This window comes from Neobacillus pocheonensis (assembly GCF_050477905.1).
Classification (GTDB): domain Bacteria; phylum Bacillota; class Bacilli; order Bacillales; family Cytobacillaceae; genus Neobacillus; species Neobacillus pocheonensis_A.
Window position 1 is genome coordinate 1 of record NZ_JBCNAD010000046.1, and the last position, 16,940, is coordinate 16,940.

General features: G+C 41.4%; 15 protein-coding genes and 1 other RNA gene. 15 read left to right on the forward strand and 1 reads right to left on the reverse strand.

The window, feature by feature from the left end:
• The first annotated feature begins 74 nt into the window (after positions 1-74).
• The 13 genes from pdxS (at position 75) to ABES02_RS23685 (ending at position 14,009) form a co-directional block, all read left to right on the forward strand.
• Positions 75-956, forward strand: coding sequence for a pyridoxal 5'-phosphate synthase lyase subunit PdxS (gene pdxS, locus ABES02_RS23625; RefSeq protein ID WP_430140171.1), 882 nt, complete (start codon positions 75-77; stop codon positions 954-956).
• Between the two features lie 309 nt (positions 957-1,265).
• Positions 1,266-1,595 carry a DUF3870 domain-containing protein gene (locus tag ABES02_RS23630; protein WP_430140172.1) on the forward strand — a complete coding sequence of 110 codons (330 nt, stop codon included), beginning with the start codon at positions 1,266-1,268 and terminating at the stop codon, positions 1,593-1,595.
• 188 nt (positions 1,596-1,783) lie between these two features.
• On the forward strand, positions 1,784-2,440 hold the full coding sequence (locus ABES02_RS23635; protein WP_430140173.1) for a CoA transferase subunit A: 657 nt from the start codon (positions 1,784-1,786) through the stop codon (positions 2,438-2,440).
• A gap of 1 nt (position 2,441) precedes the next feature.
• Positions 2,442-3,104, forward strand: coding sequence for a 3-oxoacid CoA-transferase subunit B (locus tag ABES02_RS23640; RefSeq protein ID WP_430140174.1), 663 nt, complete (start codon positions 2,442-2,444; stop codon positions 3,102-3,104).
• The gene (locus tag ABES02_RS23645; protein ID WP_430140175.1) at positions 3,104-4,294 is read left to right on the forward strand and encodes a thiolase family protein; all 1,191 of its coding nucleotides are present in this window, start codon (positions 3,104-3,106) and stop codon (positions 4,292-4,294) included. The genes ABES02_RS23640 and ABES02_RS23645 overlap by 1 nt, the downstream gene beginning before the upstream one ends.
• Positions 4,282-5,667 carry an aspartate aminotransferase family protein gene (locus ABES02_RS23650; protein ID WP_430140176.1) on the forward strand — a complete coding sequence of 462 codons (1,386 nt, stop codon included), beginning with the start codon at positions 4,282-4,284 and terminating at the stop codon, positions 5,665-5,667. The genes ABES02_RS23645 and ABES02_RS23650 overlap by 13 nt, the downstream gene beginning before the upstream one ends.
• Complete coding sequence (locus tag ABES02_RS23655) at positions 5,651-6,946, forward strand: aspartate aminotransferase family protein (protein ID WP_430140177.1); 1,296 nt, start codon at positions 5,651-5,653, stop codon at positions 6,944-6,946. Before ABES02_RS23650 ends, ABES02_RS23655 begins: the two co-directional genes overlap by 17 nt.
• A 42-nt stretch (positions 6,947-6,988) precedes the next feature.
• Positions 6,989-8,449 (forward strand): aldehyde dehydrogenase family protein, encoded by a 1,461-nt coding sequence (locus ABES02_RS23660; RefSeq protein WP_430140178.1) that lies wholly within the window; start codon positions 6,989-6,991, stop codon positions 8,447-8,449.
• Between the two features lie 33 nt (positions 8,450-8,482).
• On the forward strand, positions 8,483-10,003 hold the full coding sequence (locus ABES02_RS23665; protein WP_430140179.1) for a M81 family metallopeptidase: 1,521 nt from the start codon (positions 8,483-8,485) through the stop codon (positions 10,001-10,003).
• Positions 9,991-10,473: a GNAT family N-acetyltransferase gene (locus ABES02_RS23670; protein ID WP_430140180.1), complete on the forward strand. Its 483-nt coding sequence runs from the start codon at positions 9,991-9,993 to the stop codon at positions 10,471-10,473. The genes ABES02_RS23665 and ABES02_RS23670 overlap by 13 nt, the downstream gene beginning before the upstream one ends.
• Positions 10,474-10,543: 70 nt before the next feature.
• A complete protein-coding gene (gene ablA / locus ABES02_RS23675) occupies positions 10,544-11,953 on the forward strand; it encodes a lysine 2,3-aminomutase (protein WP_430140181.1) in 1,410 nt (469 codons plus the stop codon).
• Positions 11,954-11,955: 2 nt separating this feature from the next.
• Complete coding sequence (locus ABES02_RS23680; protein ID WP_430140182.1) at positions 11,956-12,237, forward strand: YokU family protein; 282 nt, start codon at positions 11,956-11,958, stop codon at positions 12,235-12,237.
• A 272-nt stretch (positions 12,238-12,509) separates the two neighbouring features.
• On the forward strand, positions 12,510-14,009 hold the full coding sequence (locus tag ABES02_RS23685) for an amino acid permease (protein ID WP_430140183.1): 1,500 nt from the start codon (positions 12,510-12,512) through the stop codon (positions 14,007-14,009).
• Positions 14,010-14,285: 276 nt separating this feature from the next.
• Here ABES02_RS23685 and rnpB read toward each other — a convergent pair.
• Positions 14,286-14,670, reverse strand: an RNA gene (rnpB, locus tag ABES02_RS23690) — RNase P RNA component class B.
• A 395-nt stretch (positions 14,671-15,065) separates the two neighbouring features.
• On the opposite strand from rnpB, the gene ABES02_RS23695 reads away from it, so the two are divergent.
• Together ABES02_RS23695 and ABES02_RS23700 are read left to right on the forward strand one after the other, a co-directional pair.
• Positions 15,066-15,797 (forward strand): HupE/UreJ family protein, encoded by a 732-nt coding sequence (locus tag ABES02_RS23695; RefSeq protein WP_430140184.1) that lies wholly within the window; start codon positions 15,066-15,068, stop codon positions 15,795-15,797.
• Between the two features lie 190 nt (positions 15,798-15,987).
• Positions 15,988-16,818: an alpha/beta hydrolase gene (locus ABES02_RS23700; RefSeq protein ID WP_430140185.1), complete on the forward strand. Its 831-nt coding sequence runs from the start codon at positions 15,988-15,990 to the stop codon at positions 16,816-16,818.
• Positions 16,819-16,940: the final 122 nt, after the last annotated feature.

The window sequence follows — 16,940 nt, forward strand, 5'->3', positions numbered from 1 at the left end:
CCTGGAGCGGAAATCAACAGCTAAATTAAACAGAGCCAAAAAATTAAATCATATTCATCTAAGGGGGCTTACCATTGAATACTGGTACGGATCGTGTAAAAAGAGGCATGGCTGAAATGCAAAAGGGCGGCGTCATTATGGACGTGGTGAATGCTGAGCAAGCGAAAATAGCAGAAGAAGCAGGAGCGGTAGCTGTAATGGCATTGGAGCGCGTTCCTTCTGATATCAGGGCAGCTGGCGGAGTGGCAAGAATGGCAGATCCACGAATTACTGAAGAAGTTATGAATGCGGTGTCCATTCCAGTTATGGCAAAAGCACGTATTGGACACATCGTTGAAGCCCGGGTTCTTGAAGCAATGGGTGTTGATTATATAGATGAGAGCGAAGTTTTAACACCAGCAGATGAAGAGTACCATCTAAATAAAAAAGTTTATACTGTTCCATTTGTTTGTGGTTGCCGTGATCTTGGCGAAGCAGCTCGTCGTATTGGTGAGGGTGCATCCATGCTTCGTACAAAAGGAGAGCCGGGAACTGGTAATATCGTAGAAGCTGTTCGTCATATCCGTAAGGTAAATGCTCAAGTAAGTAAGGTCATTTCAATGAGTGAAGATGAATTGATGACAGAGGCAAAGTTACTTGGAGCTCCATATGAACTACTTCTTGAGATTAAACGTCTTGGACGCCTGCCTGTAGTAAACTTTGCAGCTGGTGGAGTAGCAACGCCTGCTGATGCAGCACTTATGATGCAGTTAGGTGCTGACGGAGTATTTGTTGGTTCTGGAATCTTCAAATCTGATAACCCAGCAAGATTCGCTAAAGCAATCGTTGAAGCAACAACCCACTACCAGGACTATCAACTAATTGCAGAGATTTCAAAAAATCTTGGAATTGCGATGAAAGGTATTGAAATTTCGACTCTGTCTCCTGAAGCCCGTATGCAGGACCGGGGTTGGTAAGTCGTTTCTAAACGTTAAGGTTGAAGTACTCGCATTACTTCGGGCTGCTATGTGAACATGGTTGTTTCGTTGGAAGTATTGCCGGCTAAAAAAATTCATATCTATCTAGAAGGATTTCGAAATATAATGGAGAATTTATGATTAAATGTTATTGTCAATAAAATATTGGGAAGTACTAATTCATTAGTGAAAACGCTTTAACATTTTTGAAAATTTTGAATATTTGTATTGACATTGTTTTTATTGCCCAGTATACTCGGGTTAGAAAAACAATATAATCTGTTGTTTTTTGAAAGGTGGTTTAGGGGCATGCAAACACTGGAAACAGTGATTGTTACAGGATATGCAAAAGCTCCACAGGGAACTTCCATGTATGAAATGTATAAGCATGCAGGAATTGTCCTCGAAGTGGATCTGAAAGAACATCAAATTATCGGTGCTGAATTCACATTCGTAACAGACCTAACGAAAAATTATTTTCAAAAACTATTGGTAGGCTACAAACTTCAAGACGGTGTTGAGCCGCTGATTGAACGGATTCAAAGCTTTTATTTTGCTCCATCCCAGCAAGCGATCATTGTTGCTCTTCAAGCAGCAGTTCAACGTTACTGGGATAACGTGAAGCAAATGAATACATAACGTTTGGTTATAATAAAGTGGGAAGATGACCTCTTCCCATGGTCTTATTAAAACCGGGCAAACATGAACACTTTGTGAGGAATGTTCGTTAGAACGACATTCTTTATAGAGGATTCATGTTTTGCTCGGTTTTTTATATTTCCGAACTGTTAACATCCCAATAATCGATGGAGAGGAAGTGAAAAAAGATGAGCAAGTTGATTACATGCAATGAAGCTGTAAAAAAGGTTAAAAGCGGCTCTCGAATTATGGTGGGGGGATTCGGTCTTGTAGGCTGTCCACTTAGTTTAATAGACGCTTTAGCTCAAACGGAAGTAAAAGACTTAGAGATTATTAGTAATAACCTTGGAGAACCAGGCAGAGGTCTTGGAGTTCTAGTACGACAAAAAAAAGTAAAAAAAGCGATAGGTTCCTATTTTACCTCCAACCCAGAGGTGGTTAAAGCCTATCAGGATAAAGAATTGGAAGTGGAGCTTCTTCCGCAGGGAACGATGTCTGAAGCCATTCGAGCGGGGGGTGCTGGAATCGGAGGGTTTTATACACCGGTAAGTGTAGGAACGAAAATCGCTGAAAACAAAGAAGAGCGCACTCTAAACGGTAAAAAATATGTGTTCCAAGAGCCTCTTAAAGCTAATGTTGCTTTCATTAAAGCGAAAAAGGCGGACCAATTAGGGAATCTCATTTACAACAAATCAGCAAGAAATTTTAATCCGATGATGGCAACTGCTGCGGATGTAGTTATTGCAGAGGTGGATGAAATGGTGGAGGTAGGCCAAATTTCTCCTGAAGAAATTGTGACCCCCCATCTATTCGTTGATTATATCGTGGTGAAAGGAGGTAACTAGTTTGAGCGTAAAGCAATACATTGCTGCAAGAGCAGCAAAGGAATTAAAACAAGGCGATATTGTCAATTTGGGGATAGGGATTCCAACGCTAGTGGCGGATTATATTCCCTCAGATGTGAAAGTTTTTTTACATTCGGAAAACGGCATTCTTGGCGTAGGTCCTACCCCAGATTCAGAGCATATTGACCCTAATCTTGTCAATGCCGGGAAACTGCCTGTCACAGTATTGGAAGGTTCATCCTTTTTTGATAGTGCTTCCTCTTTTGCGATGATTCGCGGAGGGCATGTAAATGTATCAATTTTGGGTGTGCTGCAAATCGATGCAAAGGGGCAGATCGCGAACTGGGCCGTACCAGGAAAAAGTGTTCTTGGTGTAGGCGGGGCGATGGATTTATTGGAAGGCTCCAAAAAGGTGATTGTCACAACGATGCATACGAATAACGAGGGGGAGTCAAAAATCGTCAAGGAATTAACCTATCCAATCACATCGGAACGAAGCGTGGATTTAATTATTACTGATTTGGCGGTGTTCGACGTAAAGGAGGATGGACTTTATCTTATCGAGCTGTCCCCTGGAGTTTCCCTTGAGGAAGTTCAAAAGAAAACCGACGCACCTTTCCATATTGCTGAATCTTTCAAAAAAGCCAAAGAGGTGACCGCGTAGTGGTTGTCATTGTAAATGCATATCGGACGGCTATTGGAAGTTTCGGCGGATCTCTGTCGGTTACACTTCCAGAAGAACTGGTATCCCTCATCATGAAGAATAACCTATCGTCTTCAGGTAACGGTGCCAATATTGTCGATGAAGTTATCGTCGGTCAAACCAAGCAAAGTGCACATGCTCCAAATATTGCAAGAGTCGCTGCCTTACTTGCCCATTTTCCAGAATCGATTCCTGCTTATACCGTTCATCGTCAGTGTGGTTCAGGTATGCAGGCCGTTATGAACGGGGCGATGTCCATCTTGACAGGTCAGTCGGACGTCGTTTTAGCAGGAGGGGTCGAAAGTATGTCACAAGCTCCTCATTATCTGGTCGGTTCTCGATTCGGCCTTAAGATGGGAGATGTGACGCTGTATGATTCAAATACGGAGAGTCAGCCAAAATCGCAGCCAGAGGAGATATACGGTCGCTTCACCATGGGGCAAACAGCCGAATGGCTGGCTGCAAAATATAACATCAGCCGCCGGGAACAAGACGAATTCGCCTTTAGAAGTCAGCAGAAAACGAAACGTGCGATTGAAATGGGAAAGTTTGAGGAAGAAATCATTCCTGTTCCGGTTAAGGAAGGAAAAAAGGGGATCAGAAACTTCGCGATAGATGAGTACCCAAGATTGACGGACATCGAAACGTTAGGAACTCTTCGTTCTGTTTTTCAAAAGGATGGTACGGTAACAGCCGGAAACTCATCCGGCAGAAATGATGGAGCCTCTATGCTGCTGTTGATGTCAGAAGAAAAAGCGAAACAACTTGGAGTGGCCCCAATGGCAAGGATTCGTTCCTTTGCTGCAGCGGGTGTATCACCAAGAGAAATGGGAATCGGTCCGGTTCCTGCATCAGAAATCGCTTTGAAAAAAGCGGGTCTTCGTTTGGAAGATATCGATTTGATTGAATTAAATGAAGCATTCGCTGCTCAAAGTCTTGCATGTTTAAAAGAATGGGGCATTAAAGGAGACAACGTGAATGTAAACGGAGGGGCAATTGCCTTAGGCCATCCACTTGGGTGCTCCGGTGCAAGAATCATTACGACATTATGTCATGAGCTTGAAAAACAAAAACGGCAATATGGCCTTGCGACGATTTGTGTGGCAGGGGGATTAGGAATGGCAATGGTGGTGGAAAGATGGATGGAATAAAAAATGACTATGTGTTTCACCGGGATTTAAACAAGGAGTATCCGATCATTACTCACGGTGAAGGGGTCTATCTCTTCGATGAGAATGGGAAAAAATATTTGGATGCTTGCTCGGGAGCGGTTGCGGCCAACTTGGGCCATGGGATTTCTTCTATAGGAGAGGCCATGGCAGAACAAGCAAAAAAAGCCGCTTTCGTCCATACCATGCGGTTCGAGACGAAAGCGTTGCATGAACTGGCTGAAACAATCGGAAAAATGGCACCAGACCTTTTAAATAAAGTGTATTTTACAACCGGAGGCTCCGAAGCTAATGAAAGTGCTTTGAAGTTGGCAAGGCAATATCATCGGGATGCCGGCAGACCCCAAAAACACATTGTGATTGGGCGTTGGCAGTCGTATCATGGCAACACCATCGGCTCTTTATCAGCAGGCGGAGACGTTAAAAGAAGACATGCCTACACGCCTAATCTTTTAAACTATGCCCATGTCTATTCTCCTTACTGTCACCGATGTCCATACGATCGTCAAAAAGATGATTGTCTCGCTAACCAAAACTGGACGTGTGTAACGGATCTTGAAAGAACCATTTTTGCGCTTGGACCTGAGAATGTCTCGGCATTTATTGCCGAACCGATTGTCGGAAGCCAGCAGGGGGCTGTCCCACCGCCACTGGGGTATTTTAAAAAAGTTCGGGAGCTTTGTGACCGTTACGAAATCGTCTTAATCATCGATGAAGTGATGACAGGATTTGGCCGCACTGGTACCAACTTCGCGACCGAACAGATTGGAATCAAGCCTGATATCATCACATTCGGAAAAGGGGTATCAGCGGGATATGCCCCGCTAGCCGGAATGATTGTTCATGATCGGTTAATTGAGGGGCTCATGCAAAACAGCGACGGGAAATTCATTCATGGTTACACCTATAGCGGGCATCCAGTGGCGGTCGCAGCCGGTCTTGCTGCATTGGAAGTATATAAACAAGACATGGTGCTGGAAAATGTGAAAAAACAAGGCCTTTACCTTGTCAATCGACTTATGGAACTGAAGCAAAAGCATGCTTACATATCTGATGTTCGTGGCAGAGGCCTTTTAATCGGTATGGAGCTTGTGAAGGATCGTTGGCTAGATCTGTTATTCGATCCATCTGAAAAAGCTGCTGAACGATTGAATAATATTGCAATGGAACTCGGTGCGGTTTTTTATCCCGGCTCCGGTTCCATTGACGGAACAAAGGGGGAGCACCTTATCATCAGCCCTCCCTTAAATGTCACGAAAACAGAAATTGATGAGATTGTGAGAATTTTAGATGAAGCATTCACGATATTTAAGGGTCAATTAAGAAAGGATGAAATCTATGAAATTACAAAATAAAACAGAAGAGATTCAAGAAAAAGCAAAAAAACATTTATCACCTGTCATGACAAGGGTGACCGATCTTGTCATTGAAAAAGCGCATGGCGCCAAATTTTGGACAACAGACGGAAAAGAATATATCGATTTCGTATCAGGAGTGGCAGTCAATGCAGTTGGACATACGAACGAAAAAATGGTGGCAGCCATTAAAAAACAAGCTGAATCCTTGATTCATCTTGGATTGAACTATGGTTATTATGAAACCGCAGCAAATTTGGCGGAAAAGCTTGCTTATATCACACCAGGAAATTTAGACACTGTCTTTTTCTCCAATTCCGGTGCTGAAGCTATTGACGGTGCGCTCAAACTAGCTAAGGCAGCCACTGGCAGACCAGCGATTATTGCTTTTGAAGGATCGTTTCATGGCCGTACATTAGGAGCAACAGCGATTACGGCATCAAGCTCTAAATACCGTCGTTATTATGAACCGATTTTAGGCGAGGTTTACCACGTTCCATATCCGTACCCAAGCCAGCTGAAAAACATTAAAGAAGAAGAAGTAGAAGAATATTGTTTAAATCAGCTTCAGAAATTGTTCGATTTACGCGTAGATCCTTCACGTGTAGCGGCCATCATCATTGAACCGGTAATGGGTGAAGGCGGCTATTATCCGGCACCGCCAAGCTTTTTACAGACTTTAAGAAAGGTATCAGAGGATCATGGCATTTTGCTTATCTTTGACGAAGTACAAACCGGATTTGGCCGTACAGGGAAAATGTTCGCAGCAGAGCATGCGGATGTGACTCCTGATATTTTGGTACTGGCAAAAGCGCTTTCCGGTGGCATGCCTCTTGGTGCCATAGTGGCAAATCGTGAGCTTCATGAAAAATGGCCGACTGCTGGTCATGGTTCGACCTTTGGAGGAAATCCAATTTCGTGTGCTGCGGCATTGGCAAACATTGAGGTAATTGAGGAAGAGAAGTTAGTAGAACGAAGTGCTAAACTCGGTGCCGAGATTGTCGGCCGACTTCACAACTCGGTAGGACATTTACCGGGGATTGTTGAAGTGCGGGGTGTCGGCATGATGATTGGTATTGAATTCGATTCGCAATCTGCCGCTGCCTTTGTACCAAAAATTAAATCGAAAGCACTGGAAAATGGCTTGCTCATTATGAACTGCGGTGTAAGCGGGCAAACGATTCGACTAATGCTGCCTCTTAATATTCAAGAAGATGTTCTTGATGCAGGTTTAACGATTTTAGAAGATGTGATAGCAGATACAATTTCAGGAAACTAATTTACGTTACCATGGAAAACCACGAAAAAGGAGGTCAAGTGAATGTCTAGTCGTATCAAAACAGATATTCTTCAGGGAGATCTTTATATAAACGGAAAATGGGTTAGTGCGCCGGACCAGGCCTACTTTGAAAGCTTAAATCCGGCAACGGGGGAACTTGTCGGCATCTGTGCGGCCGCTACATCTGAGCAAGTGAATGAGGCCGTCACTAAAGCAAACGAGGCATATTCACAATGGAGGGACACCTCAATACCAGAACGAGCGGCTTATTTAATGAAAGCAGCGCAATTGTTTGAAATACGAAAAGAGGAACTTGCTTCTGTTATGACAAAGGAAATGGGCAAAGTTCTGCCTGAGTCTTTAGGCGAAGTTGGAGTGGTCATCGCGACTGCTCAATATATGGCAGGTGAGGGACGTCGCCTCTTTGGAGAAACGGTCCCTGCTGGCTTTCCGGACCGGAACGTAAGGATGGTTCGTGAACCACTTGGAGTTGCGGCGTGCATAACACCTTGGAACTTCCCGGTTGCACTTGCTTCCTACAAAATCTTTTCAGCTTTGATTGCTGGGAATACCGTCGTATGGAAGCCTGCTTCAGAGGTTGCTCTATCGGCAAAAATTTTCGTAGAAGTTTTAGATGAAGTAGGATTGCCTGCAGGGGTTGTGAACCTAATTACCGGTTCAGGGAGAAAAGTCGGACAAACACTTGCAGAGCATTCGGATATTAAAGTCATTTCGTTTACGGGCTCAACAGAAGTCGGACAGAAACTGGCAGAAATGAGCAGTAAAACGTTAAAACGTATTTCATTGGAATTGGGTGGAAAAAATGCTGTGATTGTTTTGAAGGATGCAGACTTGGACAAGGCGGCCGACGGAATCGTAAAATCTGCGTTTACGACAACTGGGCAGCGCTGTACTGCGGCAAGTCGAGTAATCGTCGAGCGAACAGTAAAGGAACGGCTCGTACAAAAAATAGTAGACTTAACAAAGTCTATGAAAATAGGAAATGGACTTGAAGAAGGAAATCAAGTCGGCCCACTCGTAAATGAAGACCAGCTCCATACTGTCGAAAAATATGTAAAAACAGCAATTGAAGAGGGTGGAAACATTGTGACTGGCGGGCAGCGTGTCAAAGAATTAGGCGGTTATTATTATGAGCCGACCATCATTGAGAATGTGAAGCCGGATGATACCATTGCACAGGAAGAAATATTTGGTCCTGTTCTTGCCATCATTGAAGTAGATTCATATGAGAAAGCCATGGAAGTAAATAACGGAACAATTTATGGGTTATCAACTTCTATTTATACCGAAAGCCTTCATTATGCGAACCGTGCTGCAAAGGAAGCTGTAAGCGGACTTGTATACATTAATAACGGAACGTCCAATGCTGAGATGGGTGTGGCGTTTGGGGGGATGAAAATGTCCGGAAACGGTCACCGGGAAGTTTCCCATCATGCATTCGATGTCATGACAGAATGGAAGTCGATTTATACGAACTATTAAAAAACGGCTATGCCTAATACAAAGGGGGAAACCATGATAAACAAGCGTATTGGTATCGCATTCTTTTACCATGAGTCCCACAGTTTCAGCCCGATGAAAACGGAAATCGAACAGTTTCGAAATGAAGGCTACTTTATCGGCGATGAAATTTATAATGCCTACACAGGGACGAAAACGGAAGTAGGAGGGTTCCTGGATGTATTGAGCAAGGAAGAGGATGTGGAAATCGTCCCACTACTTTGCGCGGCTGCGGTTCCATCTGGAATGGTGTCAACAGAAGCGTATTCCATCATCGAAAGCCGAATGCTAGAGTCCATCCAGCAGGCGGGAAGGCTGGACGGATTATTGCTTGCACTGCATGGAGCGATGGTCGTCGAGCACCTCTTTGATCCAGAAGAGCATTTACTCGGAAAAATTCGCGGGCTTATCGGACCGAATGTCCCGATTGCTACAACACTGGATATGCACGCTAATTTAAGTGAAAAAATGATTGATTACACACCACTTCATTTTGGATTTAAAACATATCCGCATATTGATATGTACGAACAAGGTATTCATGCGGCAATCGCTTTGTTAAATCAATTAAAGGAAGGTGTGACTTACTACGCTTCTTTTGAAAAGTTGCCGATGATGCCTCCCTCTATCAATATGAGAACTGCAGAAGGCCCGATGCACAAAATGATAGAGTGGGCGAAACAAGCCGAAGAGGAAGCAGGTATTTATCATGTGTCCGTATTTGGTGGCTTTCCTTACTCGGATATTCCCATAGTCGGTGCAAGTGTACTTGTTGTTTCTCTCAATTCGCAAAAAGGAAAAGAGACCGCCCAAAAGATAGCTTCCTTGTTCTGGAGCGTAAGAGAAGAATTTATCATGGATTTGCCCGGTGTAAAAGAAGGGCTCGCTTTGGCCATGTCGATTGAAGACGACAAACCGGTCGTGCTGGCGGACATCTCGGATAATCCTCTAAGCTGCGGGAGCGGGGATACAACAGAACTGCTTCGGGAGATGGTGCACATGGATATTCCTAACACACTGTTTGGAGGACTCAATGATCCCGAATCGATTGAGGCTTGTCGTCAGGCTGGAATCGGAAACAAGGTTTCCCTGCACCTTGGAGGAAAAGTATCGCCAGAATTTGGCGAACCCGTTCAAGTCGATGCAACGGTTGTGGCGTTATCGGATGGTGTTTTTTACAATTCTGGTCCCTTCAATCAGCATTTAAAAGTGGATTTAAAGGGAACGGCACACATTCGCGTAGGTAGGATGGATGTCCTCCTTATAGGAAGGCCGATGTCAGCGAATGATCCAGAAATGTTTCGTCATATTGGCCTTGAGCCGCAGACAAAGAGAATTCTAGGGTTAAAAGCTAAAAATCATTTCCGGGCAGCGTTTGAGCCGATTGTAGGCCGTATTATTTATGTGGATGCACCTGGTGTTGCTTCCAATCGTTTAACAACTTTTACGTATCGTCACATTCCAAGGCCAATTTGGCCGCTGGATGATATCCAATATGAAATGGAACAAAGGGGGAAAGAAACATGGAAACAATGAACAAAACTTATTATGTTGAAATACCGGCTTCCTTAAAACCAGATCAACTAAGCATGATGATGGAGCTTGAGAAAGATGCGTTTCCAGGAATGGGAGCAGTAGATGAACAAACCCTTGTTCCGCTTACTCGCTATGGGAAACTCATTCAATATCGACAGTCTAATGATTCAAGACCAATCGCCATTTGTGAATTGATGAGAGATTACCATGATTTTCAAAAGGCCTACATTTTTGGGTTTTATGTCCGTTCTGACCAGCAAGGGAAAGGAATCGGGAAATTATTTTTACAGGACATTTATCCGATTCTAAAGCAGGATGGTTTTCGAAAGGTCTGCTTAACGGTTAGTACTAAAAACACAGCAGCCGTCAAGTTATATGAAAAATTAGGATTCGTTATCAAAGAGACGAGATCCGATGAATTTGGCGAAGGGGAAAATCGCTATTATATGGAGTACTACATTACTAAATAATTGAATTACCTCGGGAGAACTAATCAAAAAAACGGTCATAAAAAGTATGTAAATTCATGGAGGGGTTATGATGAGAAACACTTTATTCAAGCCAAAAAGACATTGGAAAGAAATCGAACTTTGGAAGGATGTCACGGACGAGCAATGGAACGATTGGGTTTGGCAATTGACAAATACAATCAAAAATTTAGAAGACTTAAAGAAAGTAGTCAACTTAACACCAGAGGAAGAAGAAGGGGTGTTAATCTCAACTAAAACGATTCCATTAAACATCACGCCCTATTATGCATCACTTATGGATCAGGATGATCCAAGATGTCCGGTTCGTATGCAGTCTGTTCCAATTTCTGAGGAATTGCATAAAACAAAATATGATTTAGAAGATCCCCTTCACGAAGATGAAGATTCACCAGTACCTGGGTTAACACATCGATATCCTGATCGTGTGTTGTTCCTAGTAACAAACCAATGCTCCATGTACTGCCGTTACTGCACAAGAAGACGCTTCTCTGGACAAATCGGAATGGGCGTACCAAAGAAACAGTTAGACACAGCGATTAATTATATCGCTTCTAATCCGCAAATTCGAGATGTGCTGATTTCCGGTGGAGACGGACTCTTAATTAATGACAATATATTAGAATATATTTTAAAGAATTTACGTGATATTCCGCATGTAGAAATTATTCGTATTGGTACAAGAGCACCTGTCGTGTTTCCACAGCGTATTACTGAAAATCTTTGTAATATCTTGAAAAAGTATCATCCAGTTTGGTTGAATACACATTTCAATACTTCAATTGAAATTACGGAAGATTCAAAGCGAGCCTGTGAAATGCTTGCAAATGTTGGTGTCCCGCTTGGGAACCAGTCGGTTATTTTAGCAGGCATAAACGACAGTGTACCAATCATGAAACAGCTTATGCATGATCTTGTAAAAATTCGCGTACGTCCATATTATATTTACCAATGTGATCTATCAGAAGGAATCGGTCATTTCCGTGCACCAATCAGCAAGGGATTGGAAATCATGGAAGGACTGCGCGGCCATACATCTGGATATGCCGTTCCTACATTTATTGTTGATGCTCCGGGTGGTGGCGGTAAAATCCCATTGCAACCGAACTATATCATTTCTCAAAGTTCCAATAAAGTAGTTTTACGTAACTTTGAAGGTGTGATCACATCCTATCCAGAACCACAAAATTATGAGGCCGGCAGTGCAGAGGATTATTATAAAAAGGTTTATCCTGAAGTGTTTGAAAAGTTTGAAAGTAACGGCGTTCTATCGATTATTGATGATACGAAATTTAACCTTACTCCAGAAGGATTAAAACGGTTAGACCGCCGCAAAACCTATAAGGAAAATCCTGAACATAGCTCATTAAAGAATAAACGTGATAAACGTGACGAGTTGAAAGAGAAAAAATTCCAGGCGCAAATGAACAAGTACGAGACAGTGGGAGCAAAGGAGGAATAATTTTGATTTGTCAATGGTGCGAATCTGACACAGCACGTGAATCGAGCAACACAGTGTATTGGGAACTTCCAGATGGGACAAAAGTGATCGAAATTCAGGACACACCATCCATTCAATGCTTAGAATGCGGAATGAACTATCAAACTGATCATACGGTAAAAGAAATTGAGGATCAGCTATTTTTAATTGATACCTCAAAGTTCGAAAAAAGTATGACGTATGAAACACTTATGGCAACTCCACGCTTACTGAAGCGAAACTACTTTGATTTTTCAAATAAGTAGCGAGATGTATCCCGTTTTTTGATCTTAAACAGTCATGAATTTTATTCTGAAGGACAATTTATCCCTATCATCCTCATGAAGGGATAAATTGTCCTAGCTAACAATCAGTAGGGGATCACATCATCCAACCGATTGAGGTTTTTTATTATCAATTATTTGTATGCGTTTTCTTGTCATCTAAGTAAATACATCGGAAAAGCAGATGGAAATGAACATAGGTTTTCTAAAAAGTAAGAGAGATCCTTATCGTTCAAAATTGAAGGAGGACAAGAATGGAAGCACTTAAAAGCTATAAACATGACGAAAATAATCAGAAATATCAGAATAATGAAGATGGTAAAGAAATTAAACGCCATCTAAAGGCACGTCACATGACGATGATTGCGATTGGAGGCTCAATTGGGACAGGTTTATTTTTAGCGACAGGGGCGTCCATTCAAACAGCGGGACCTGGTGGAGCGCTAATCGCATACGGAGCTATCGGCATCATGGTTTACTTTTTGATGACAAGTCTCGGGGAAATGGCAACTTTTATGCCGATTTCGGGCTCTTTTTCTACATATGCCAGCCGCTTTGTTGATCCGGCATTAGGTTTTGCACTCGGATGGAATTATTGGTTCAACTGGGCTATTACACTGGCGGTTGAAATAGCTGCATCCGCTATTATTATGAAGTTCTGGTTGCCGAATGTACCGAGCATCGTGTGGAGTGCATTGTTTTTAGGACTAATCTTTTTATTGAATGCCTTATCAGTAAAAAGTTACGGAGAATCGGAGTATTGGTTCTCTTTAATAAAAGTAGTAACAATCATCGTTTTCATTGGAGTCGGATTGCTCACCATTTTCGGCATTCTAGGAGGGCAGTTTATTGGGTTTAAGAACTTTACGATCGGAGATGCTCCGGTTCATGGCGGTCTTCTATCCATTTTAAGTATTTTTTTCATCGCAGGTTTTTCATTTCAAGGAACAGAACTCGTGGGGATTGCTGCAGGAGAAAGTGAAGAGCCCGAGAAAAACGTACCTAAGGCAATTCGACAAGTATTTTGGCGTATTCTTCTATTCTATATCGTTGCTATTGCTGTCATTGGCCTCATTATTCCATTTACAAGTCCTAACCTATTAGGAAGGGATGTCGACGGCATCGCAGTCAGCCCTTTTACCCTTGTATTTAACAAAGTGGGAATTGCGTTTGCTGCATCTGTGATGAATGCTGTTATCTTGACATCGGTCCTATCAGCGGGGAATTCCGGTTTATATGCATCAACACGCATGCTTTGGTACATGGCAAAAGACGGTCAGGCACCGAAATTTTTACAAAAAGTAAATAATCGCGGGATTCCTATGAATGCTCTTGTCCTGACAACTATTTTTGGAGGCTTGGCTTTTTTAACGTCCATTTTTGGAGATCAAGTTTATACATGGTTATTAAATGCGTCAGGATTAACTGGATTTATCGCATGGCTTGGAATTGCAGTCAGCCACTACCGATTTAGAAAAGCATATATCGCCCAGGACAGGGATATGAAAGAGTTGAAATTTAAAGCAAAATGGTTTCCACTCGGTCCGATTCTCGCTTTTGCGATGTGTATCATTGTCATTTTCGGCCAAAATTATCAAGCATTTTTAACTAATGAGATAGATTGGTATGGAGTAGCCGTGTCCTATATTGGCTTACCGATCTTTTTGGCATTTTGGATTGGGTATAAATTCGTTCATAAAACGAAGGTCGTTCCACTAAAGGAATGTTCTTTTGATGAGATGTCATCAAACTAGCGATTTTATTAGTTCCTGTAATAAATGCATTGGATCATCCTGTCAAACACATGGAATCATTAAAATAGGTGGAATAGGATGATGAATTTTTGTAGATAAATGTAATTTGCTTCGTTTTTTTGAAAATCTGCCAATCCTTTCAGGGGAAACGAAAAGTATTTTTTATGTATTTTGATGCGGGACAGCTATTGATTCCAGGACTATTGAGTGATTAGTACGAACATAGTCCTCCCCGCTATCATAGTGCTTCTATAAACAATCAATTGCTCATGAAATGGCTATAAGCCAGGTTCTGTACTTCTGTACTGCAAACGGCTGCAAGCCTCGTACTGGAAGTAGTAGTCATATAACTATCGGCCAATGGCCAATCCATCCGTTAGGTTCATTTTCCGCAGGATGATGCCCCTACCTAAATTTGGGTTGCTCGCTCGTGGGGTTTACCCGTTCCATCTTTTCCGTTTCCAGAAAAGCTCGTCACTGTGGCACTTTCAGGTTATTCACAGCATATCCCGAAGGACTTAGCATGATTTCACCGCCGTCAGCCGAAACTTTTGATCGACTGCCCATCCTTGCAGATGGCACGAACACTACAGGCATCTCAGCACTGTGCGAGCCTGGACTTTCCTCAGCTCCTATAAAGGAACCGCGACTACTCACCATTTCATGTGTATCCATTCGTTCAGAAGCGACAAGAGATAATATATCAGGATAATGAGGATAAATCTTTAGTAGATTAATTCCAATGTTTCCAATCATTTTTAGGCTTATTAGGTTCTCTGATAAAAGGTGTAAGGTAACATTAATTATTACCTTCCCCAAAAACAAAAGCTTTACTATAAAATAGTTCGCTGCCTAAAGGATCTCCATTTAAAAGATGATTAGGTATTCCTGATTTTCAGGGATTAACGTTTTTGATAATAGGAGAGGTTTTATTTTGATAACAAAATCGAACAAGGATATAACAATTCCCATATAAAACTTTATGCGGATGGCAAACTTATTTAAGGCCGAGTAGAAAAAAACGATATAGAGATGATTAGAGAAAGACCATTTGCAGTGATTAACTTAGTGTATAAAATAGAACATAAACCAGAAAAATTAGTGGTTGAGTATAATATGTTTATGGATGATTCTGACCCAAGCCATGCGAATTATGCAACGGTTAAATTGGATGGGAAACAACAACAAAAGGTTTTAACCTTTGAATCAAGGGAATTAGAAATTGGCGAAATAAGTTTATTACAAAACGTAAAACAGTTTGTAGTTATAGGATTAGAGCATATATTTTCTGGTTATGATCATATCTTGTTTGTCATTAGTTTGCTTTTTGGAGCTAGGACGATTCGTCACATTCTTTCCTTAGTCACAGCCTTTACGATCGCACATAGTATTACATTGGCTCTGGCGACTTTTAATATTGTTCAGCTCCCAAGTAGATTTGTAGAGTCAGCAATCGCATTAAGCATAATTTATGTTGCACTTATAAACATATTTAATAAGGACTCTAAACACCAACCATGGCTTGCCTTTGGTTTTGGACTCATACATGGATTTGGATTTGCAGGAATTCTATCGGAAATGAGATTAGATAGCAATCATATGGCTATGTCTCTTCTATCCTTTAATATAGGAATAGAAATTGGTCAGCTAGTAATCGTGTCCTTAGCTTTTCCATTAATTTTGTGGATAAGAAAATTAAGATATAGACCAATCCAATGGGTCATCCCTAGTACATCAGCTGCGATATTAGCTTTTGGGCTAGTTTGGTTTATTCAAAGAGCTTTTTAAATGTAAATCTTTGCCGCCATTAATGGCGGCATTTGTTATAGTGCTCTCTCAGTGCGTGTCTCGCACTACAATTTTTCGCCATTTAGAAAAATAGTAAATTAGTTTGCCCGCTTTTTCTTTTGATTTTTATTGTGAACATTAGATTTATTCAGTATATTTAATGTAATGTCACAGGAGAGAGGAAGGTAAAATGAATCAATCCTATTTTTATTTAAAACTAGAAACACATCAAATACATATGTCTTATAAAAATGAAGAACGACGCGTGCGTGTTTTATTGCCGAAAAATTATTATAATGATGCGACTGAATATTATCCAGTTGTCTATATGCATGATGGACAAAATGTTTTCTACAGTAGTGAATCGTATAGCGGGTATTCATGGAAAGTTATTCCGGCAATTAAACAAAACCCCGATTTACCAAAGATGATTGTTGTGGGGATCGATAATGCTGGACAAGATCGAATTAATGAATATACGCCTTGGAAAATTACTGAAAGCCCACTTCCTGAAGATATTGAACTAGGCGGAAGAGGAGCGGAGTTTGCAGAGTTTGTCATGACAGTCGTGAAACCGTTTATCGATAATCATTACAGAACTAAATCGGATAAATATCATACAGCTTTGATTGGCAGTTCACTTGGAGGAAATATTTCTGCTTTTATGGGTATTGAATATAAAGATCAAATTGGTGGTTTAGGCATTTTTTCTTTGGCCAATTGGATTACAAGTAATGCCTTTGATAGTTATATTGCTAGAAAAGAGTTGGATCCTGAACAACGCGTTTACATTCAAGTTGGGACCCAGGAAGGCGATGATGCCGATCGCCAATTGATGTATGGTAATATGAAGCAGGCATATATCGATTGCTCGCTTAAGTATTATAAACAACTGATAAAGGGATCCGTTCCAATTGATAGCATTTGTTTAAATATTTTTGCGGATGAAGAACATAATGAAAAAGCTTGGGCAAAACACTTGCCAGAATGTTTACGTTTTTTAAGTGAGAAGTGGTCCTGATTGAACTGAAAAATATATTTGACTGAAGGAATCTATCGCTTTTTTTGAGTATTTTTGAAGTTTAGATTAATTTTAAATGTTGAAATAATTGTACCTTAGTTGTGAAAATAATGAATTTTTTG

Coding starts and splice junctions, on each gene's coding strand:
- ABES02_RS23685 (WP_430140183.1), top strand. CDS start 12,510: ATGGAAGCACTTAAAAGCTATAAACATGACGAAAATAATCAGAAATAT.
- ABES02_RS23700 (WP_430140185.1), top strand. CDS start 15,988: ATGAATCAATCCTATTTTTATTTAAAACTAGAAACACATCAAATACAT.
- ablA (WP_430140181.1), top strand. CDS start 10,544: ATGAGAAACACTTTATTCAAGCCAAAAAGACATTGGAAAGAAATCGAA.
- ABES02_RS23670 (WP_430140180.1), top strand. CDS start 9,991: ATGGAAACAATGAACAAAACTTATTATGTTGAAATACCGGCTTCCTTA.
- ABES02_RS23650 (WP_430140176.1), top strand. CDS start 4,282: ATGGATGGAATAAAAAATGACTATGTGTTTCACCGGGATTTAAACAAG.
- ABES02_RS23630 (WP_430140172.1), top strand. CDS start 1,266: ATGCAAACACTGGAAACAGTGATTGTTACAGGATATGCAAAAGCTCCA.
- ABES02_RS23655 (WP_430140177.1), top strand. CDS start 5,651: ATGAAATTACAAAATAAAACAGAAGAGATTCAAGAAAAAGCAAAAAAA.
- ABES02_RS23660 (WP_430140178.1), top strand. CDS start 6,989: ATGTCTAGTCGTATCAAAACAGATATTCTTCAGGGAGATCTTTATATA.
- ABES02_RS23665 (WP_430140179.1), top strand. CDS start 8,483: ATGATAAACAAGCGTATTGGTATCGCATTCTTTTACCATGAGTCCCAC.
- ABES02_RS23635 (WP_430140173.1), top strand. CDS start 1,784: ATGAGCAAGTTGATTACATGCAATGAAGCTGTAAAAAAGGTTAAAAGC.